18 protein-coding genes and 1 pseudogene are annotated in these 17,384 nt (G+C 28.7%); all 19 read right to left on the bottom strand.

The window, feature by feature from the left end:
• Positions 1-28: 28 nt before the first annotated feature.
• Positions 29-337: pseudogene (locus HALHA_RS05500) on the bottom strand (helicase-related protein); the annotation flags it as partial.
• Positions 325-822 carry an SWIM zinc finger family protein gene (locus HALHA_RS05495; protein WP_015326792.1) on the bottom strand — a complete coding sequence of 166 codons (498 nt, stop codon included), beginning with the start codon at positions 820-822 and terminating at the stop codon, positions 325-327. The pseudogene HALHA_RS05500 and the gene HALHA_RS05495, both read right to left, overlap by 13 nt.
• A gap of 20 nt (positions 823-842) precedes the next feature.
• Positions 843-1,925, bottom strand: a complete 1,083-nt coding sequence (locus HALHA_RS13280; protein WP_015326791.1) for a plasmid pRiA4b ORF-3 family protein — start codon at positions 1,923-1,925, stop codon at positions 843-845.
• Positions 1,926-2,128: 203 nt separating this feature from the next.
• A complete protein-coding gene (locus HALHA_RS05485; RefSeq protein WP_015326790.1) occupies positions 2,129-3,064 on the bottom strand; it encodes an Rpn family recombination-promoting nuclease/putative transposase in 936 nt (311 codons plus the stop codon).
• A gap of 232 nt (positions 3,065-3,296) precedes the next feature.
• Complete coding sequence (locus HALHA_RS05480; RefSeq protein WP_015326789.1) at positions 3,297-3,932, bottom strand: zinc ribbon domain-containing protein; 636 nt, start codon at positions 3,930-3,932, stop codon at positions 3,297-3,299.
• 265 nt (positions 3,933-4,197) lie between these two features.
• Entirely contained in the window at positions 4,198-4,785 is a 588-nt protein-coding gene (locus HALHA_RS05475; RefSeq protein WP_041607689.1) for a zinc ribbon domain-containing protein, read from the bottom strand.
• Between the two features lie 17 nt (positions 4,786-4,802).
• The gene (locus HALHA_RS05470) at positions 4,803-5,438 is read right to left on the bottom strand and encodes a hypothetical protein (protein WP_015326788.1); all 636 of its coding nucleotides are present in this window, start codon (positions 5,436-5,438) and stop codon (positions 4,803-4,805) included.
• A 1-nt stretch (position 5,439) separates the two neighbouring features.
• On the bottom strand, positions 5,440-6,117 hold the full coding sequence (locus HALHA_RS13550) for a DUF805 domain-containing protein (RefSeq protein ID WP_015326787.1): 678 nt from the start codon (positions 6,115-6,117) through the stop codon (positions 5,440-5,442).
• Positions 6,118-6,299: 182 nt separating this feature from the next.
• Positions 6,300-6,956 (bottom strand): transposase, encoded by a 657-nt coding sequence (locus HALHA_RS05460; RefSeq protein WP_052326463.1) that lies wholly within the window; start codon positions 6,954-6,956, stop codon positions 6,300-6,302.
• A gap of 181 nt (positions 6,957-7,137) precedes the next feature.
• On the bottom strand, positions 7,138-7,422 hold the full coding sequence (locus HALHA_RS05455; protein WP_041607688.1) for a hypothetical protein: 285 nt from the start codon (positions 7,420-7,422) through the stop codon (positions 7,138-7,140).
• 508 nt (positions 7,423-7,930) lie between these two features.
• Positions 7,931-9,082, bottom strand: coding sequence for a group II intron reverse transcriptase/maturase (gene ltrA / locus HALHA_RS05450; protein WP_015326786.1), 1,152 nt, complete (start codon positions 9,080-9,082; stop codon positions 7,931-7,933).
• Between the two features lie 842 nt (positions 9,083-9,924).
• Positions 9,925-10,368 carry an RpnC/YadD family protein gene (locus tag HALHA_RS13615; RefSeq protein ID WP_052326462.1) on the bottom strand — a complete coding sequence of 148 codons (444 nt, stop codon included), beginning with the start codon at positions 10,366-10,368 and terminating at the stop codon, positions 9,925-9,927.
• Entirely contained in the window at positions 10,334-10,837 is a 504-nt protein-coding gene (locus HALHA_RS13610) for an Rpn family recombination-promoting nuclease/putative transposase (protein ID WP_052326461.1), read from the bottom strand. Before HALHA_RS13610 ends, HALHA_RS13615 begins: the two co-directional genes overlap by 35 nt.
• A gap of 120 nt (positions 10,838-10,957) precedes the next feature.
• On the bottom strand, positions 10,958-11,587 hold the full coding sequence (locus tag HALHA_RS05440) for a DUF3298 and DUF4163 domain-containing protein (protein WP_015326785.1): 630 nt from the start codon (positions 11,585-11,587) through the stop codon (positions 10,958-10,960).
• Positions 11,588-11,674: 87 nt separating this feature from the next.
• Positions 11,675-11,767, bottom strand: a complete 93-nt coding sequence (locus HALHA_RS13890) for a DUF6765 family protein (protein WP_342662847.1) — start codon at positions 11,765-11,767, stop codon at positions 11,675-11,677.
• Between the two features lie 135 nt (positions 11,768-11,902).
• Positions 11,903-12,157 (bottom strand): hypothetical protein, encoded by a 255-nt coding sequence (locus HALHA_RS05435; RefSeq protein ID WP_156801218.1) that lies wholly within the window; start codon positions 12,155-12,157, stop codon positions 11,903-11,905.
• Positions 12,158-12,174: 17 nt separating this feature from the next.
• The gene (locus HALHA_RS05430) at positions 12,175-12,423 is read right to left on the bottom strand and encodes a hypothetical protein (RefSeq protein ID WP_015326784.1); all 249 of its coding nucleotides are present in this window, start codon (positions 12,421-12,423) and stop codon (positions 12,175-12,177) included.
• A 111-nt stretch (positions 12,424-12,534) separates the two neighbouring features.
• Entirely contained in the window at positions 12,535-16,053 is a 3,519-nt protein-coding gene (locus HALHA_RS05425; protein ID WP_015326783.1) for an SNF2-related protein, read from the bottom strand.
• Between the two features lie 77 nt (positions 16,054-16,130).
• Positions 16,131-17,384, bottom strand: coding sequence for an EH signature domain-containing protein (locus tag HALHA_RS05420; RefSeq protein WP_015326782.1), 1,254 nt, complete (start codon positions 17,382-17,384; stop codon positions 16,131-16,133).

The raw sequence follows: 17,384 nt of genomic DNA, 5'->3' as shown, positions 1-17,384 counted from the left end.
ATATAAAAAGGGCCAAGCTTGGCCCTTTTTATTGATAGCTTAGTAATTCTTTGATATCCTCCCAACTAATACCTTGTAGTGGACTATCATTATCTTCAATTATTTGTTCAAAAATATCTTTTTTTCGCTGCTTTAATTTTAACATCTTCTCTTCTACTGTCCCAGATGTTATTAACTTATAAATTAATACTTTATTCTCTTGACCAATACGATGAACTCTATCACTAGCCTGACGTTCTACCATTGGATTCCACCATGGGTCAACATGAACTACAATATCTGCTGCAGTTAAATTTAATCCTGTACCTCCAGCTTTTAAACTGATTAAAAATACCTTTCTTTTATAACCTCCTCTAACTGGGCCAAGCTTAAGTCTTTAGATTCTAACTTGAGTTTGAAATTGACCATTGAATCTGCCAGTAGCCCTTTTACAAAATACTTTAAATCAACTTCTTTTTGACTCAGTTCTTTACTTAATGTCACTAGTTTATTAAAATTAGCTTTTTGTAAAGAAGTAGAATCTAACTGTGAATAGTCTTCATTCAAAAACTTATAAGCAACTGCTACCTTATGTTTACAAATTGGCCCCCAATCATAAGGACAGCTACACTGACCAATAAAAACTAATTGATTATTACTTAATTCTAAACTAAGACTAATTCCATAGTGTTTACTTCCGATAACTTGAGCTTTGATATTAACTTGTTTTGGCCCACCAAAAGAATAGTTATAATTAATAACTCGACCTTGCTTATAATACTTCTTCCCTCGCTTATAAATCTTTCTGTCTACTTTATTCTGTAATTGATCGATTAATTTCATTATTTACACCTCAATCTAGCTTAATCTAAATTATTAAATCTTTTCTGAGGATCATCAAATTTCACTTTAGAACTATCAAAATCATCTGGCTTATATGCTCCTCCTAACCACTCTAAAATAAAATCATACTCTTCATGATTAGGATCATCTAATATCCCTACTAATCTCTGATAACCAGGAATACCACCACAATCTTCAGGCGGACATGCTCTATCACCAGCTAGACAAATAGGATAATCGATCTGTTTTTTAGCTAAATTAATCTCCTCTAACTCTATAAGATGCTCCCAGTAATCACCAAAATCATAAATATACTTTGCGCTACTTTCTTCTTTGATAAAGTAATCAGAAATTTTTTCTTCCCAACTGGCAAGAACATGACTATTAAAGTCTTCATCCGGGACACCTATCTCTAAGTTACCCTTATTTATCCTAAATCCATGTAAATGATAGTCAGACCAGCCCATAGCATCTTGAATCGCTACATGTAAATCCCAGAAAGTATAATCAGCAGGAACTTCTATTCTTCTCCAAATTAAAGGTTTCAATCCTGTTAGACTTACTTTAAAACGATAAACCTTATTATAAGATTGGCCTAATCTCTTCTTAAATTGATTTCGCAATTCATCAATTGGATAAACAAACTCTAATTTTAAAATAGGAATCCTATTATTCTCTTTATTTAACTCAATTATATTATGATTATCAGTCGGTATGTAATCAGCTATTCCCTGTTTAATAAATCTTTTTAAATAATTTATTGAAGAGATAATACTACGACTATATGTTTTAGTATATTTTATTTGGTCAATATTCTCTAAATATTCATTTAGATAAAATTCTTTTATTCCTTCAGCTTTAAAATTATCTTTAATAGCATCAAAAATCAATTGACCTAAATTTTTAAAATCTGGTTTCTTTAAACCATATAGAACAATAGCATACCTAGTTTGAACATTCATTAAAACTAAGGTCTTTCTTCTCTTAATAGTAATTAAATGAGCATGCCAATTATAAAAATCATCTCGTTTGGCTTCTAAACTTTCTTCAATCTCAAAATCAATCTCTTTTCTTAACTTTCCAGTACAATTAATTGTTAACATGTTACCCCCCTAAAAACTCATCTGTAGTTAATAAATTATCTTCCCTTTTATTATATCATCTTCTATTAATCTTAACAATACAGCTACAGAAAGCTTTGATCTAATGTTCTCTATTCTACCAGCTTCAAAATAATTTTCTCCTCCTAAAATGACTGCTCTAAGTAAAGAATACCGAGCCAAGCTTGGCCCGGTACAGAATAAATTTAATGATGTGTCTTCTCTTTTATTTCCTTAATTTTTTCTTCTGATAGCTGTGTTGCTTTAGCTATCTGTTTAATATCCATATTCATCTCTAATAAATTTTTAGCTGTTTCCAATTTTCCTTCTCTCTTACCTTCCTTTTTACCTTCCTTTTTACCTTCCTTTTTGCCTTCTTCTCGTAACTTCTCAGCAATAGTCATAATCTTTTCACTCCTTTCAGTAGAAATTTCTTTTGCTACCTCTTCTAGCTCCTCCTCAGTTAAATCATCCTTAGCACTCATAATATACTTAACCACCGTTTCGAAATACTCTAAACCAGTTTCTTTTTCCTCTAATTTATCTAAAACTAATAGTGCTTCTTTAAACCTTTCCTTAAAGTCATCACTAAATATTGCCCTAATTATTTCTAAAAATACTCTTGCCTTGGCTGTTCCTTTAATCTCTTCTTCACTATATGGCGATAAATCATATAACAAATACTCGAAATTAGGAATATATTTTTCTAATTCCTCTGGAATCTCTGTTAATAAACTAGATAAATTTAATCCAACGTTCCATTCCTGCCTACCATGATAGAAGACCATAGGGATGACTAATGGCAATTCTTCTCTTTCTGTCTGCTTTAATTTTAGTTCCCAGATCTTGATTACATATTTTAGCAGCTGAATACTTATCTTCTTATAGGTATAGCTCTTATGTTCAAATAGTAGATATATATATGCATCCTTATTATTTAAGCTGACTTTATATAGTATATCTGAAAATACTTCTTCTAGTTCCTTTTCAATAAAACTATCCTTCTCTAGTTCAATATCATCTAAGTTTATCAAATCCAATATCTCTGTGGGAAGATAATTATTCATAAAATCTTCTGCTACTTCTAAGTCGGTCATTGTTTCTTTAAAGAATTTATCATGGGGATTCTTTATTATGTCCATATCGACTCTCCTTTGTATAAAAACTGCTTCAATTTAATTATAACATACTTTTTATTTTACATAAACAGATACCGGGCCAACTTCCCAGCCCGGTATACAATAATATTAATTTCGAAAATAAACCCTTACATTAGACTGATACAGATTAATTTTAAAAGTCGCTAAATTGACTAAATATAGAACTCTAAGTAAAAATATTATTGTTTTTTCATAATATATCCTCTTTTTTTATTTATCTATACTTATTAAAATATTTATTACTATCAGTTTCAATTTCTTGATCTAAAAACAAAAATATGCCTCCTGGTAATCCAACAAAAATACTAACCATCCAATAATAAATTTCAGTGTTAATTTCTGCTAAAAATCCCATAGTTATAAATGAACAGTAACTAACTAAAACTATTATACTCCCATAGTTTTTTCTCTTAAAAGACAACAACAAACCTAAAAATGATCCAATAATAGTTGAAGATATCATTGTAGATCTCCAATTCCATGAATAAAGTATATCATTATTATATGATTTTATTACACTATTTACATAAAAGTATCCACCTAAACAAACTAATAAAACCCCAATTCCACCTAATATTTTAGCAACTTCATGAAAAAAAAGATAATTATCATTAATTAGTCTACGAAAACCATTATATTCACTATTTTTTAATTCAATTGATTCTTTGTCATAACCAATAGTTTCTCCACAATATGCACATACTTCCCAATCATCACCTACTTTTTTTCCACAACTTGAACAATATCCTTGTTTTTCTTTTGAAGCTTTTTTTCTACTCCGACCGATTAAAAAACTTAATATTATTATTACAATAATCCATGGTCCAACGGTTACAATTAATTTTGACATAATATACCTCCTTTATAAATTAATGAGTTTAATTAATCATTTCCACGATTTTGACCAAGTTTCTTAAAATTTTTTGTATTATATCCTTTTAATTAATCCTTAAAATCATTTATGTTATTTTTGCTTTATCAAAAGAAATAATTTATGTTTATCTTTATTTTAATTGTTAGATAATATTAACACATAGCTACATAGAAAAAGAAATCTAAAAAGTAAAATCGCCATATGGCGATTTTTACTTTAACTCAATTATATTTTCTAATTTTTATTCTTCTGTAGTAATAATTTCTTCTCCACATTTCATGCAAAATTTAACATTTGAATTCACTTCTTGACCACAATTAGAACACTCACTAATTAATTTTTCACCACATTTAACACAAAATTTTGCTTTTTCATCTATTAGTTCTTGACAGTTAGGACATTCCTTTTTATTATCTTCAATTACTCTATTACCACAATTAACACAATAGTTAGTATCTGCTGATACATTTTTACCACATTCTTCACATTTTATTTTTTTAGCTTCTAAAGCTGGGACTGATTTAGTAGTAGCAATTTGATTATCAACTGAAGAACTCCTTTTGGCTCCTGACAATCTATTTTGAATTCTTTCTCTCTCTTGTTCATTATATTTTTGATTAGATTTCACTTCTCGCTTTATATTTTCAGTAGTTTTATCTAATTCATCTATTTTTTCTTCTACACTCATATCTTTCATAACTGCCAAAGCTAATCCTGCTAATAAAGGAGAAATAAATAAAGCTAAGAGTCCCCACAATACTGGATTACGTCCTCTTTGATCAGCAAAATAAGCTACTACTACACAAAAAATTATCCAAAACAAAGACATATTAATATCTCCCTTCTTCAATTATATATAAATTTACCTAAAATATTATTAGAATATCTATTTTTATTAAGCCCTACTTTATTATTTTGATTAGCAACTACAAAATTTATATTTTCTACTAAATTATTAACTTCACCTGTTATGTTTAAATCAATAAATATTTGCTCTGTAGATAATAAAGCAATCATTTCATTTAAATCACCTACAAACTCCTCTAAAAACTCTTCTCCATTTCTAATACCTAATTGTTGCGGAGTATTTAATTCAATATCAATTGATTTAGAACTATAATTAACATTATATTCTAAAAAGTCATACTCCCCTTGAAATTGAGCTAGTTTATCTTTAAATTGCTGATAATTAGTAATTTCAGAGCGATAATTAATCATAGAAGTAGCTCTCAATATGAATTTACCATTTAAGTTTAATCTATAAAAACTTAAAATCTTGTTCCAAATATTGAACTTGATGATTAAATATATTATTAGTATCAAACTACTAAGTATTAAACCACTTATTATAATTTTTGTCACTAAAGCTTTAGTTAAAAACTGTCCAGCTAAATCAAGATTTGATATTTTAATACCAATTAAAATTCCTGTCCCAATTAATAATAAAGTAACTAATACCATTAAAAAGTTTTGTTTATTCATTTTAAACTTCCTTACTGCTATTTTTATTATTAACATCAAAACCACAATCAGGGCAAAAATCAATTCCAAAATTTAATTTGTTTTCACATTCAGGACAAGTTACTATAGCTTTTTCTCCACACTTAGAACAAAATTCAGCTTCCTCATCGATTAATGAATTACAATTATCACATTCCTTCTTTCCTTCTGGAATTACTTTGACACCACAATTTGGACAGAATTCAGAATCTACATCTAATATTTTATTACATTCATTACATTCCACCTTAGAATTATCTAATGCTAACTGTTCTTTAGGGCTAGACACCCTTCTTGGTTTGATATTACCATTATCAGTTAGATTATTTTGCAATTTTACTTTAGGATTTAGCCCATATTGGTTCTCTCCAGGTTTACTATCTTGTATTAAAAATACTAAAAGAATTATAGGACCTACAAAAGGAACAAAACTAATTAAGAACCACCAACCACTACGACCTGTATCATGTAACCTTCTTATATTAGCTCCTAACGATGGAAGAAATATTGCTACGCCATATAAACCAGCAAGACTAGGTTCTACAGCTGCAAGAATAAAAGCAACAATAAAACTGATAAGATTAAACATCCAATATTTCTTTCTTCTTATCCGACCACCAAATTCAGTATACTCTTTTAACACTTCTAAATAATAACTCATTAATTATTCCTCCTAACTTTAAAATAATTATACTTTAGCTAGATTGATAAAAATTATAAAAATAATCTATTATATTCCTACATAGTATTATTTATATAACAAAGTACAATTACCTTCATTTCTATATAAATATTTAAGATTTATCCCATTACTCGCTAAAAATTACATTATAATTACTTGATTCATGCAACTAAATATAAATCATTACCATCCAAGTTTAAGGTATCATAAATTTTGGTTATAGGAATTTCTTCTTTTATAGCATAATAGATAAAACGAATTAAATCTTTAAGAATATAATCTCTAGCTATTATAAGCGTATCACCTAAATTTATATCGTTAGGTGTTAGTACTCTTAAGATTTCTAAATAATTATAAGCTAAATAAACTATATGCCAAAATCTAATAACACCTTGTAATGATTTAATTCTATAATCATTTAATCCTAATGTGTTTTTAAAATAATAGAAACTAGTTTCTATATTCCACCTTTTGGCATAATACTCTAAAATAGTTTGAGTACTTAATTTTGTATCAGTGCTTAAAATGCACTTTGGCGAATCACTATTTGAAAAATCATTTTTCCAGCATAATAAAACAGTAGCATAGTCTATTTTACCAACTTTACCTTGATAGCGATAGACATAGTAATAATCGTCATCTAATTTAACAAAATCTAATTCGTCTTTTTCAATGTATTGATAGAAATCAGAAATTTTAATTGGTATGCCAGCAGGTTTGAGTGTGTAATTACTTCTTAATCCACCAATATAGTGAAATCCTTTAGATAATGAATATTCTATAAGATCTTTAGAAGTATACCAACTATCAGTAAGCACATACATCTTTTGTTTAGTATGGAATAGATACTTTTCCCATTGAGAAATAAGAAGCTGTTAAACAATGAGAATTAACGTATCCCTTTTCAACATGAGAATGATGAAGGTCTAGACCTTCGATATTTAGTTCTGAATTTTTAGGAGTTAAAGTATCATCTATTGTTAGAAATCCAACATCATCTTAATTAGCTTTTTTAGTAGTAAATTCAATACTATTTTTGATTCGAGAAGAATTAACTAATTCATCTAGCCAATTAGACTTATTTAAAAATCGTGAAATAGAGCTTTGATGACGATAATTAAATTCTTCTTTAGAAAGATTAGAAATATTTTTAGAACCATTACAATTAATAATGCCTGATGTTAAGTGCTTTATATGATTTAAATATGATTTTCTTAGAGATAAATTTAAATTATTTAAGTAGTTGGCAACATTAAATTCTTGTGATATAATTTTATCAGGCATAAGTATCATCTCCTTTGTTGATATTAGCGGTCACTAATATTATATCATAAGGAGATTACTTGTGCCTTTTTATATTATATGAAATTGTTAATATTAACAATTAGGTGCATAGAAAGAGATTATAATTATAGATATACTTATATGTTTTTAATTAAATATTAGGCTGTTAAACAAAAGATATTTCCAGTGATAATTTATTTTATCAATATATTTAAACCATTTAGTTAACCTCGTGTTTCCGACGAATTATCGCTTATTAACAGATATAAATCATGGAACTACTGACTCTATTTATAACTTTAATAACCAATGCAAATAAATATTGATTTAAAAAATTAATTTATTTTTTCAACAGAGAAATACAATAAAGTAGGACCAGCCTCACGGCGGGACCTCTTGTCAAACTGCACGTACGGTTCTCCCGTATACAGCTTTTGGTCATTGTTGCTCCTTAACAGAGAGCAAGCTATCGTCTTTGTGTTGCCTCAAATGTATATTTTACTCTTGTCTAAAGCACATCGGTAAGCAGTGATTCTAGTCCTAAATCTCTTAATATTTTATTAGGAAGGCGATAATTCTGCCCTTTCGCCTTCTTTCCTTCTATAAAACAACGTACTCTCATTCTTATCCAACCATCTAACTTTTTGTATAGTCCTTTAACATTTCCTAGTAGAAAACTATTACCCCAACCTCTAATAATTAAATTAAGCTCATCAATCATTACAGCTACTCCTATTGACCTATTCCTTTTAGTTTTCTTTCTTACTTTGTCCTTGAAACTTTTAATAGAGCTCTCTTTTGGCTTTTTATAATCACAATTATAAAATTTAAATTCTAGAAATTTAAATCCATCATTAAAATTCGTAATTACTGTTTTCCGAGGATGTAGTCTTAAGTTTAATTCATTTTCTATAATCTGGCGAGTTACTTCCAAAGCACGTTCTGCTTTAGCTTTACTCTTAGCCATAATTATAAAGTCATCTGCAAATCTAACTATCTTATATCCTCGACACGTCATTTTCTTATCAAAGTGATGTAGGTAGATATTTGCTAAAAGTGGAGAAATTACGCCTCCTTGTGGAGTTCCCTCCATTGTTTCTTCTCTTCCTTTCTCAGTCATGACACCTATAGTAAGCCACGACCTAATAATATCTAATATCCAACCATCACTTACTTCCTCTGCTATCAGCTCCATTAAAATTTCATGGTCTATTGTATCAAAGTAAGATTTGACATCTGCGTCTAATACCCAATTATAACCTTGTTCTTTATATTCTTCTACTTTCTTAATTGCATCTTCGGTTGACCTATTAGGTCTAAAACCATAAGAACAGTCGCAGAATATTTCTTCAAAGTGTATCTCTAGAATCTGTTTCACTGCTTGTTGGGCAATTCGGTCTTTAATTACTGGAATACCTAGTGGTCTTTGTTCTCCATTTCCTTTTGAGATATACGTTCTTAGAACTGGTTGTGGCTCATATCTATCTTCTGTTAACTGGCGATATAAAGCACTCATATTCTTAGTGTAATTTTCTCTAAATTCTTCAACTTCTACACCGTCAATCCCTCCACAACCACCATTATTCAAAACTTTCTGAGCTGCACAATGTAAATGTCTTTTCTTAGTCACTAAATCTTTTATACTATATAGCGAACTAATTTTTTTCCACCTATCCTACCTCACGACTTACCAGTTCTTCCTATCCTGTCTTAATATCTAAACCCCTATATTCGTAGCATTCCTAAGCACGTCTTCTAAGCTCTCGCCAATCGCACCTCTTAGTTTACTACTACTTAGGTCATGGTTTTTCTTAAATTCATCACGCTTCCAGTTATGATTTTCTGTCCGCTATTTCTTTTAAGACTTATTGTCTTTAACAATGTTTAAACCATTTTGATTTAAATACCATCAACACTCAATTCTAAACTTCAATAACCTGGCTATCCTTCACTGTAATCAACTTTCATTGATTTTTTTCACTACTATGATAGCTTCTGAACTCTAATATTTCATCGCTTTGACTTTCCCTATTCAGGTTATATCATCACTTATCTTTATAGATTTCTATAAAGACCATATTAGAGCATCCTCTGGTCACCTATGCTATATTCCAATCATTCCGACCATAATCACACTCATTAGTCTAACATACTCCAATGGTCTGTAAGTCAGCTTTGGACTTCTCCAGCTTTTTGGTAGATCGTCACTAATGAATGCCACCTTCGGTTCACATATTGTTCCGGACTGATTTTTCGCCTCAAACTCTTCAGATTACATCTCACGATGAACACCCTGTTACTGTTGGCTTCATATTCTGTTCTTTATTAACTTAGGTTGACGTTTGTTTTCTCCGTTTGCTCATCCATTTCGTCTGTGAGTGCCACAATATCTCAACCATATTATCCATTCTTCCAGAATAGGCAGGACTTACACCTACTATCATCATAGAATACAGAGCACACAAAAATACCGAGCCAAGCTTGGCCCGGTACAAAATAAATTTAATGATGTGTCTTCTCTTTTATTTCCTTAATTTTTTCTTCTGATAGCTGTGTTGCTTTAGCTATCTGTTTAATATCCATATTCATCTCTAATAAATTTTTAGCTGTTTCCAATTTCCCTTCTCTCTTACCTTCCTTTTTGCCTTCTTCTCGTAACTTCTCAGCAATAGTCATAATCTTTTCACTCCTTTCAGTAGAAATTTCTTTTGCTACCTCTTCTAGCTCCTCCTCAGTTAAATCATCCTTAGCACTCATAATATACTTAACCACCGTTTCGAAATACTCTAAACCAGTTTCTTTTTCCTCTAATTTATCTAAAACTAATAGTGCTTCTTTAAACCTTTCCTTAAAGTCATCACTAAATATTGCCCTAATTATTTCTAAAAATACTCTTGCCTTGGCTGTTCCTTTAATCTCCTCTTTCACTATATGGCGATAAGTCATATAACAAATACTCGAAATTAGGAATATATTTTTCTAATTCCTCTGGAATCTCTGCTAGTAAACTAGATAAATTTAAACCAACGTTCCATTCCTGCCTACCATGATAGAAGACCATAGGGATGACTAATGGCAATTCTTCTCTTTCTGTCTGCTTTAATTTTAGTTCCCAGATCTTTATTACATACTTTAGTAACTGAATACTTATCTTCTTATAGGTATAGCTCTTATGTTCAAATAGTAGATATATATAAGCATCCTTATTATTTAAGCTAACTTTATATAGTATATCTGAAAATACTTCTTCTAGTTCCTTTTCAATAAAACTATCCTTCTCTAGTTCAATATCATCTAAGTTTATCAAATCCAATATCTCTGGGGGAAGATAATTATTCATAAAATCTTTTGCTACTTCTAAGTCGGTCATTGTTTCTTTAAAGAATTTATCATGGGGATTCTTTATTATCTCCATATCGACTCTCCTTTGTGTAAAAACTGCTTCAATTTAATTATAACATACTTTTTATTTTACATAAACAGATACCGGGCCAACTTCCCAGCCCGGTACAAAATAAATTCTACTACAATTACTTTAAAAACATCTTAATATCATCCCTAAAGGACTACTATCATCTATAATATCCTTTATTTCATAAACTGAAATTGGAAAACACGGTAGTCCATAAAAATAAGGAGTAATTTCATATAATTGAAAATAAATTACTAATGTATTATCAGCTACATAATAATCCTGATCTTCTCTAATCCCTTCAAATTCTTCTAAAATAGGAATATCGCGATCTACAATATCCTTAGCAATAATCTGAGATAGCCGTTCTTGATAATTACTATCTGCTTTAAAAAGTTCTTTTAATTGATAGCTTTTCCCTGTATTTAGATCAAAGGTTAAGGACTTAACTATTGTTAAACCATGAGCACCACCAGCATAAGCGTAATTAATTAAAGATAGGCTTAAAACTCTATTTTGGTTATTTTTAATCTGATAAGTAGCATCAATTACAGTCATAGGATTTTCATAATAGCCCTGATCTCTAATCATCTCTTGAACTAAACTATAGATATCTTTATTTATTTTGCGCTGAATAGATAAATCCTTCATTCCTACTACCTTAGGATATAATACTTCTAACTTAGGTCTGATTAAACGTGAGGTCTTAATCTTAACTGGTAAATAACTATACTTATAATCTCTATTTTTCATAATACCCCCCTCTCTTAAAGAGATATATTCTTTATAGTCTATTCATCAAGTTAGGGGGAAGTTACCGAATTAATGGAAAATCATCATCTACTTTGAATATAAAGTAGATGCTTTCTTAGGTTCAAAACCAGCTTTAGCAGCAACTAAATAAGTAATATAATAGTGAAATTCTTTGTTCATAAGATACCACCTTCTTTAGTGCAGTAAATGAAGAAGGGCCAAAAGTTGGCCCGGTTAATTCGAAATAATACTATATACCTAAACTTTAACTGACAGAACAAAAGCTAAAAAATCTATATCTTCTATTCCATTAACTTATTTATGTAAATCAGAATAATCTGCTTTATAATAAACATGATAGTTTTCTTTATCTATTTCATACTTAGCAATCATCTTTTTAATCAAATTACTTGTAGCATTAGCACTTAAATTAGTTTCAACACAAACTTCGGCATCTCCTGATTTTACTCTAACTGGACTTACCATATTTTTATCACTATAAGCAAAGTACTTTCTTTTTCGCCCTTGCAAACTACTATCAGTTATAAAACTTAAAAAAGTTTCTTGCAACATTTCTTTCCAAGTTGTTAGCTTCTTCCCTGTTCCATGCAAAGAAAAACCATAACTACCATCATGTACTTAACTAATTTATCTGTTTGAGATTTATAAAACTCGATTTCTTCTAACTTATCTATATATTCTTTAGCTTTAGTAAATTCTTTTTCTTTATTTAATCGAGAAACTTCAACATTTATTTCCTCTTCAAGCCCAGTTAAAGTCTCTTGTACTAATTCTAAACCATAACCTATCTCTAAAGCTTTATCAGGCTTAATCAAAACTCTAAATAAAAATCATTCACCAATTATATATACCTTTTTTATAATTAATCTTCTTTTTCTAATTTCTTATTAGATACAATAATATTCAGTGAGCAAAATAATTATCTTTTACAATATCCTTTTTAATTTTTCAATTGAATATCTCTCTTCTCTTGCTATATCTATTTCAGAATAATAAACCTGATCCTTTACTAATTTATTAGCTAACTCTTGTTTTAAGATAACATTAACATTATTTTGTTTAGCTAAATTTTCACCTTGGCTAGTGATATCATCTGCAGTTGTAACTACAACTAACTCCTCTACTTCTTTATTTAAACTATTAGAATAAAGATTTCTACCTCCATATACTTCATTAATTGCTTTTCCTGAAAGTTTATTCTTTTTTAGTTGCTTACATTGAATCAAAGTTATTTTTTTATTTTTAATAGCTACTACATCAACACCGTTATCTCCAACTCTGATAGTAGGATAAACTTTATATCCTTTATGCTCATATAATTTAGCAACTAAAATTTCAAATTCATAAGGGCCAACTAACTCAGAAACATTCCCAATATTAATATAATCTACTTGCTCCATTTCATTTTCATCAGCTATTGAATTCCAATCAATAGTTGAATCACCAGCAGCAAAAAAGAAGTTAAGTAATAGATTCTTTTTATTTACTAACAATTTATTCAACTTTTCTTCTGGACTTTTTCCTTTAACATTCTCTGTTAAACATCTATTTATATACTCAACTTCTGACTCAAATTTATAATTATATTCTCTATCTAGAGTTAAAATAGGATAATAAACAGATACATCCTTTTTCTGACCAATTCTATATGCTCTATCAGTAGCCTGGTCTTCTTTAGCCGGATTCCATAATCTAGTATAATGAATAACATGATTTGCTTCTACTAAATCAATGCCAACTCCAGCAACTTCAGGAGATAATATTATTACATTAAATCCTTCACTCTTCCTAAAATTATCTAGTACTCTTTGTCTTTTATTTTGAGCTATATCTCCATTTAAAACACTAGGAGCAAAACCATACCAATAGTTTATAGTTTCAATCAATATTTTCTGCATCTTCTTAAATACAGTAAAAATTAACACTTTTTCATTCTTTTTCTTAATTGGATCGAGAATAGCTTTTATCTTTTTTAATTTAGATGACATTTCTATTAAATCTGAAATACTATTATCAGTAACATCTTTATCGATAAGACTTATATGACTACACAGTGCTACTAATTTTTGAATTAGAGGTAGATGATTTTCACCTTGTTGCCTTAGTTGATTCAACTCCCTAATCTTATTAAGTTCATTCTGGTTAGCTGGAATACCATACACTTTTATTTTCTTTTTAGGTAAATCATCTAATTCTCCTTTCTTATTTCTTCTCAGAAAATTCTGATCAATTTTATCTGTTAATTCATTATTTAATCTTTTTCTTTGCTCGTTTTCATCTTTTCCTAATTTAGATAATTTATTAACATACTTTCTCTTAAATTCTGTTCTAGCATTTAAGATTCCTGGCACAGCATAATCCATAATATTCCATAGATCTAATAGATTATTCTCAATAGGAGTAGCAGTACAAGCAATCTTAAAATCAGCATTTTGAGCTTTCACAGCAACACTAGTTTGAGTTGTAGCATTCTTCACTTTTTGAGCTTCATCACAAACCATTACATTCCAATGAATCTGTCCTAACTTTATATTATTAATTCTTAATGAATTATAGGAAGTAAATACTATATCTGATTGTTTTATTTTATTTACTTCTTTATCATCAATTCTTCCCCTAATCTTATAAGTATTAAAAAAGTCATTTGGAAAAAACTTTTGTATTTCACCTGGGTTGTTAGTACTATTATTATCCCAATCATTAATTAAAGTTGTAGGAGCTACTACTAGGCTTCTATTTAATTCATCCTTTTCTTTAATCCAAGCAATAAAGGTTAATAACTGTAGAGTCTTTCCCAAACCCATGTCATCAGCCAATAGTAATCCATTCACTTTATCATTTTTATACAAAAATTGAAGCTTTCTAACACCAACTTTCTGATGTGGATATAGATCTGCTTCTAAAATACTAGGAACTTCTAAATTCTTTTCTTCATCTTTAATATTAGGATTAATACTAATGTCTTTCTTTTCTAGATTATCTTCAATAATGGTAGTCATTTCTTTATTATCGTCTTCATCTTCTTGATCGATTTTTTTCTCTTCTTTTCTTTGTTTTCGTTTTTCTAATTTTGTTAAGTGATCTTCTAAATATTCTAAACTAAAAAACCTTATAAACCTACCATCAAATTTTATGACTTCTTTATCTTCTTGCTCTTTAACTAATTCTTTAATATTCTTGACAGTTTCAATATTTTTAATCTTATCTATATTGATTGTAGCTTGATTTATCTTATTTATTTCAGCTTTTAATTGGTCCTCATTTAATACCATATTATATTTTTTTCCTTCATTATCAGTAAACCCTACATCAATTACCTCAAGAGAATCTTCTTTAAGTTTTCTTAACTTATCTGCCATCTTCTCTCTATCTTTATATTTTAATTTAAAAGAATCTCCAGACTGAGAATATACCTTTGGAATTTCTGTTTCAACTTCTGCATCAAACCAACTATCATCCCTCTCCTGTCTATCAGAGATAGCATTAGCACGATAATTTAGATAACCAAAACCTCTAACTCGCGGGCCAAAGTTAGATAAATCTAAATTTTCATCTTCCCATAGTTCATTCTCACCCTTATAAAATTTTAGTTCATCTTCTCCAGATAAAGAGCGGTTTTCCTTAATCTTTTTTGCCGAATCCTTATTTTTAAAGATTACTTTTCTCTTTATTCCATCATCATCTACATTATAAAAATTTCTAACTTGATCTCCTCTATCAAACTTATCGACTAAGTCTTGATTAAAGCTATCATCTTTATCTTCAATTTTAGGATATATTTCTAATCCATCTTCCTTTTTATCAAAATCTATAGTTATTTCATCTACTATAATTGGTTTTTCTTCATTACTTAGTCTAGAATTTAATAAAATATTATTTTCATCTGCATAGTCCTTAATCTTTCCGAAAACTTCAAATTGTTTCATCATATCGCCATAATTATTTTGTTTTTTATTATAATCTCTAATGCTAGTTATCAACTCATAAATATCTGGTTGTAATACTCTATACTCTTGGTTATACTGGACTATATTATTTTTATAAATACAAATATCATAATTGGCTTTACTATCTTCAAAATAAAAAGAATACTTTACTTCCTCATCTTGAATAAAATTACCTACATTATCAACTTTAATATAACCTTGATATAAATCAGGTAAACCTAACATTTTATAATCATCTATAAGATCTCCATCAGCAAAATACAAATCATATATTTGATCATAATCAATTTTTAAATAACTATTATCTTGAGCTAATTCTAGATTAGTCATACTAAGTAAAGTGAAGATATTATCACTTTCAGGATCAATTTCAATTTTTTGATTATTTTCATGCAAAAATATTTTTATGCACTTATCATCAGAATAATTTACTACAAATTCTTGTTTTTCTTCTGAATTAAAATTAAGAAAGTCACGAATTATATCTCTAAGAGCCATTATAATCCACCTCACAAACTCAAGTTTTTGACAATATCATTTACAGATATTTCTTTACTTTGATATCTAGATTAATTTTATTTCTTACGGGAACTCTTTTTTACATATCCATGCGTTGAAAATCTATCAAAAAATCTTGGCTCCCATTTCTTATATCCACGATAATTATCCCTATGTTCCAATCTTTCTGTACATTCTTCTTCTTGTGTATCCTTTAATACCTCACTTACCATCTTCGTATTAGAGTAACCACATTCTTTATCTATTAAATTTTGAATGGTTAAATAATCTTTATTATACATATATAAAGCTCCACCACCAGCAAATTCAATAAAGATATGATTACTTGATTCCATCAATATTGCTTGGTCATATTTCTCAAAGTATTCTACTCGATAAAAATAATCAGAGTACTGTTTCCAAAAATCTAATCTCCGTTGGTCTCCAGAAATTTCACCAAAAGTTACAATTATATTTTTATGTGCCTTCCAACGTTTAAATAAATCACGAGCTTCTTGGTCAATATTAGCCCATTTAGCACTATTACTCCCATAAGGTCCACCTAAAGTATTACCTATTAACTTTAACCATCTCTCAAATATATTGCCGATACTATCAAAATTATTAATATCTTTGTTGTCTAATAAGACCTTTTCAAAGAGTTTCTTCTTTTTTTCCAATGGTATATAATCTTTGATTATTTGAATACATAAATCATTATTAATATTTCTTACTCCATTATCTAATATCTGTAACCAATAATAAGATAAAGATTGCTTTAATAAATTATTGTTATTATTCATTAGTAACTTAGATTTTAATTCTTCTATATCAGTTAATGACCGACAATCATTAACTTTGCTAACAATTTTAAAGAAAAACTCATTAGCATTATTAGATTTATATAATAAATTTTTAACAAATTCCATCTCTGATTTCCATTTGTTATTATTTTTAATTACTAAATTAATCAAATTATATAATTCTTTATCCTTAAATTCTTGATAATAACTACTCAATAATGCTTTTAAATGATAATAATATCTTCCTGGACCACTAAAGAAATCTTGAGCTTTAGAAATAAAAAGATTATATAATTTTGGATAATCTTCTTTTAAACTGGATAAGTAATAAGCAAGAATTTTATAGTGTCTTTGCCTCAAATTGCGATTTTCTCGTAGATGACCTAATGTTCTCTCATATCGATTTTTAGAAACACCTGTTGCCGTCAACCGTTTATCAGTTTCTTGTTCTATTCTCTTAGCTGTACGTTCTAACTTCTGTGGTTTATAGAATTTAAATTTAGGCAATGTATATTTTGATTTAGCCAC

This window comes from Halobacteroides halobius DSM 5150 (assembly GCF_000328625.1).
Classification (GTDB): Bacteria; Bacillota; Halanaerobiia; order Halobacteroidales; family Halobacteroidaceae; genus Halobacteroides; species Halobacteroides halobius.
Note: the sequence above shows the minus strand (reverse complement) of the source record. Positions and strands in the feature narration are given on the sequence as shown.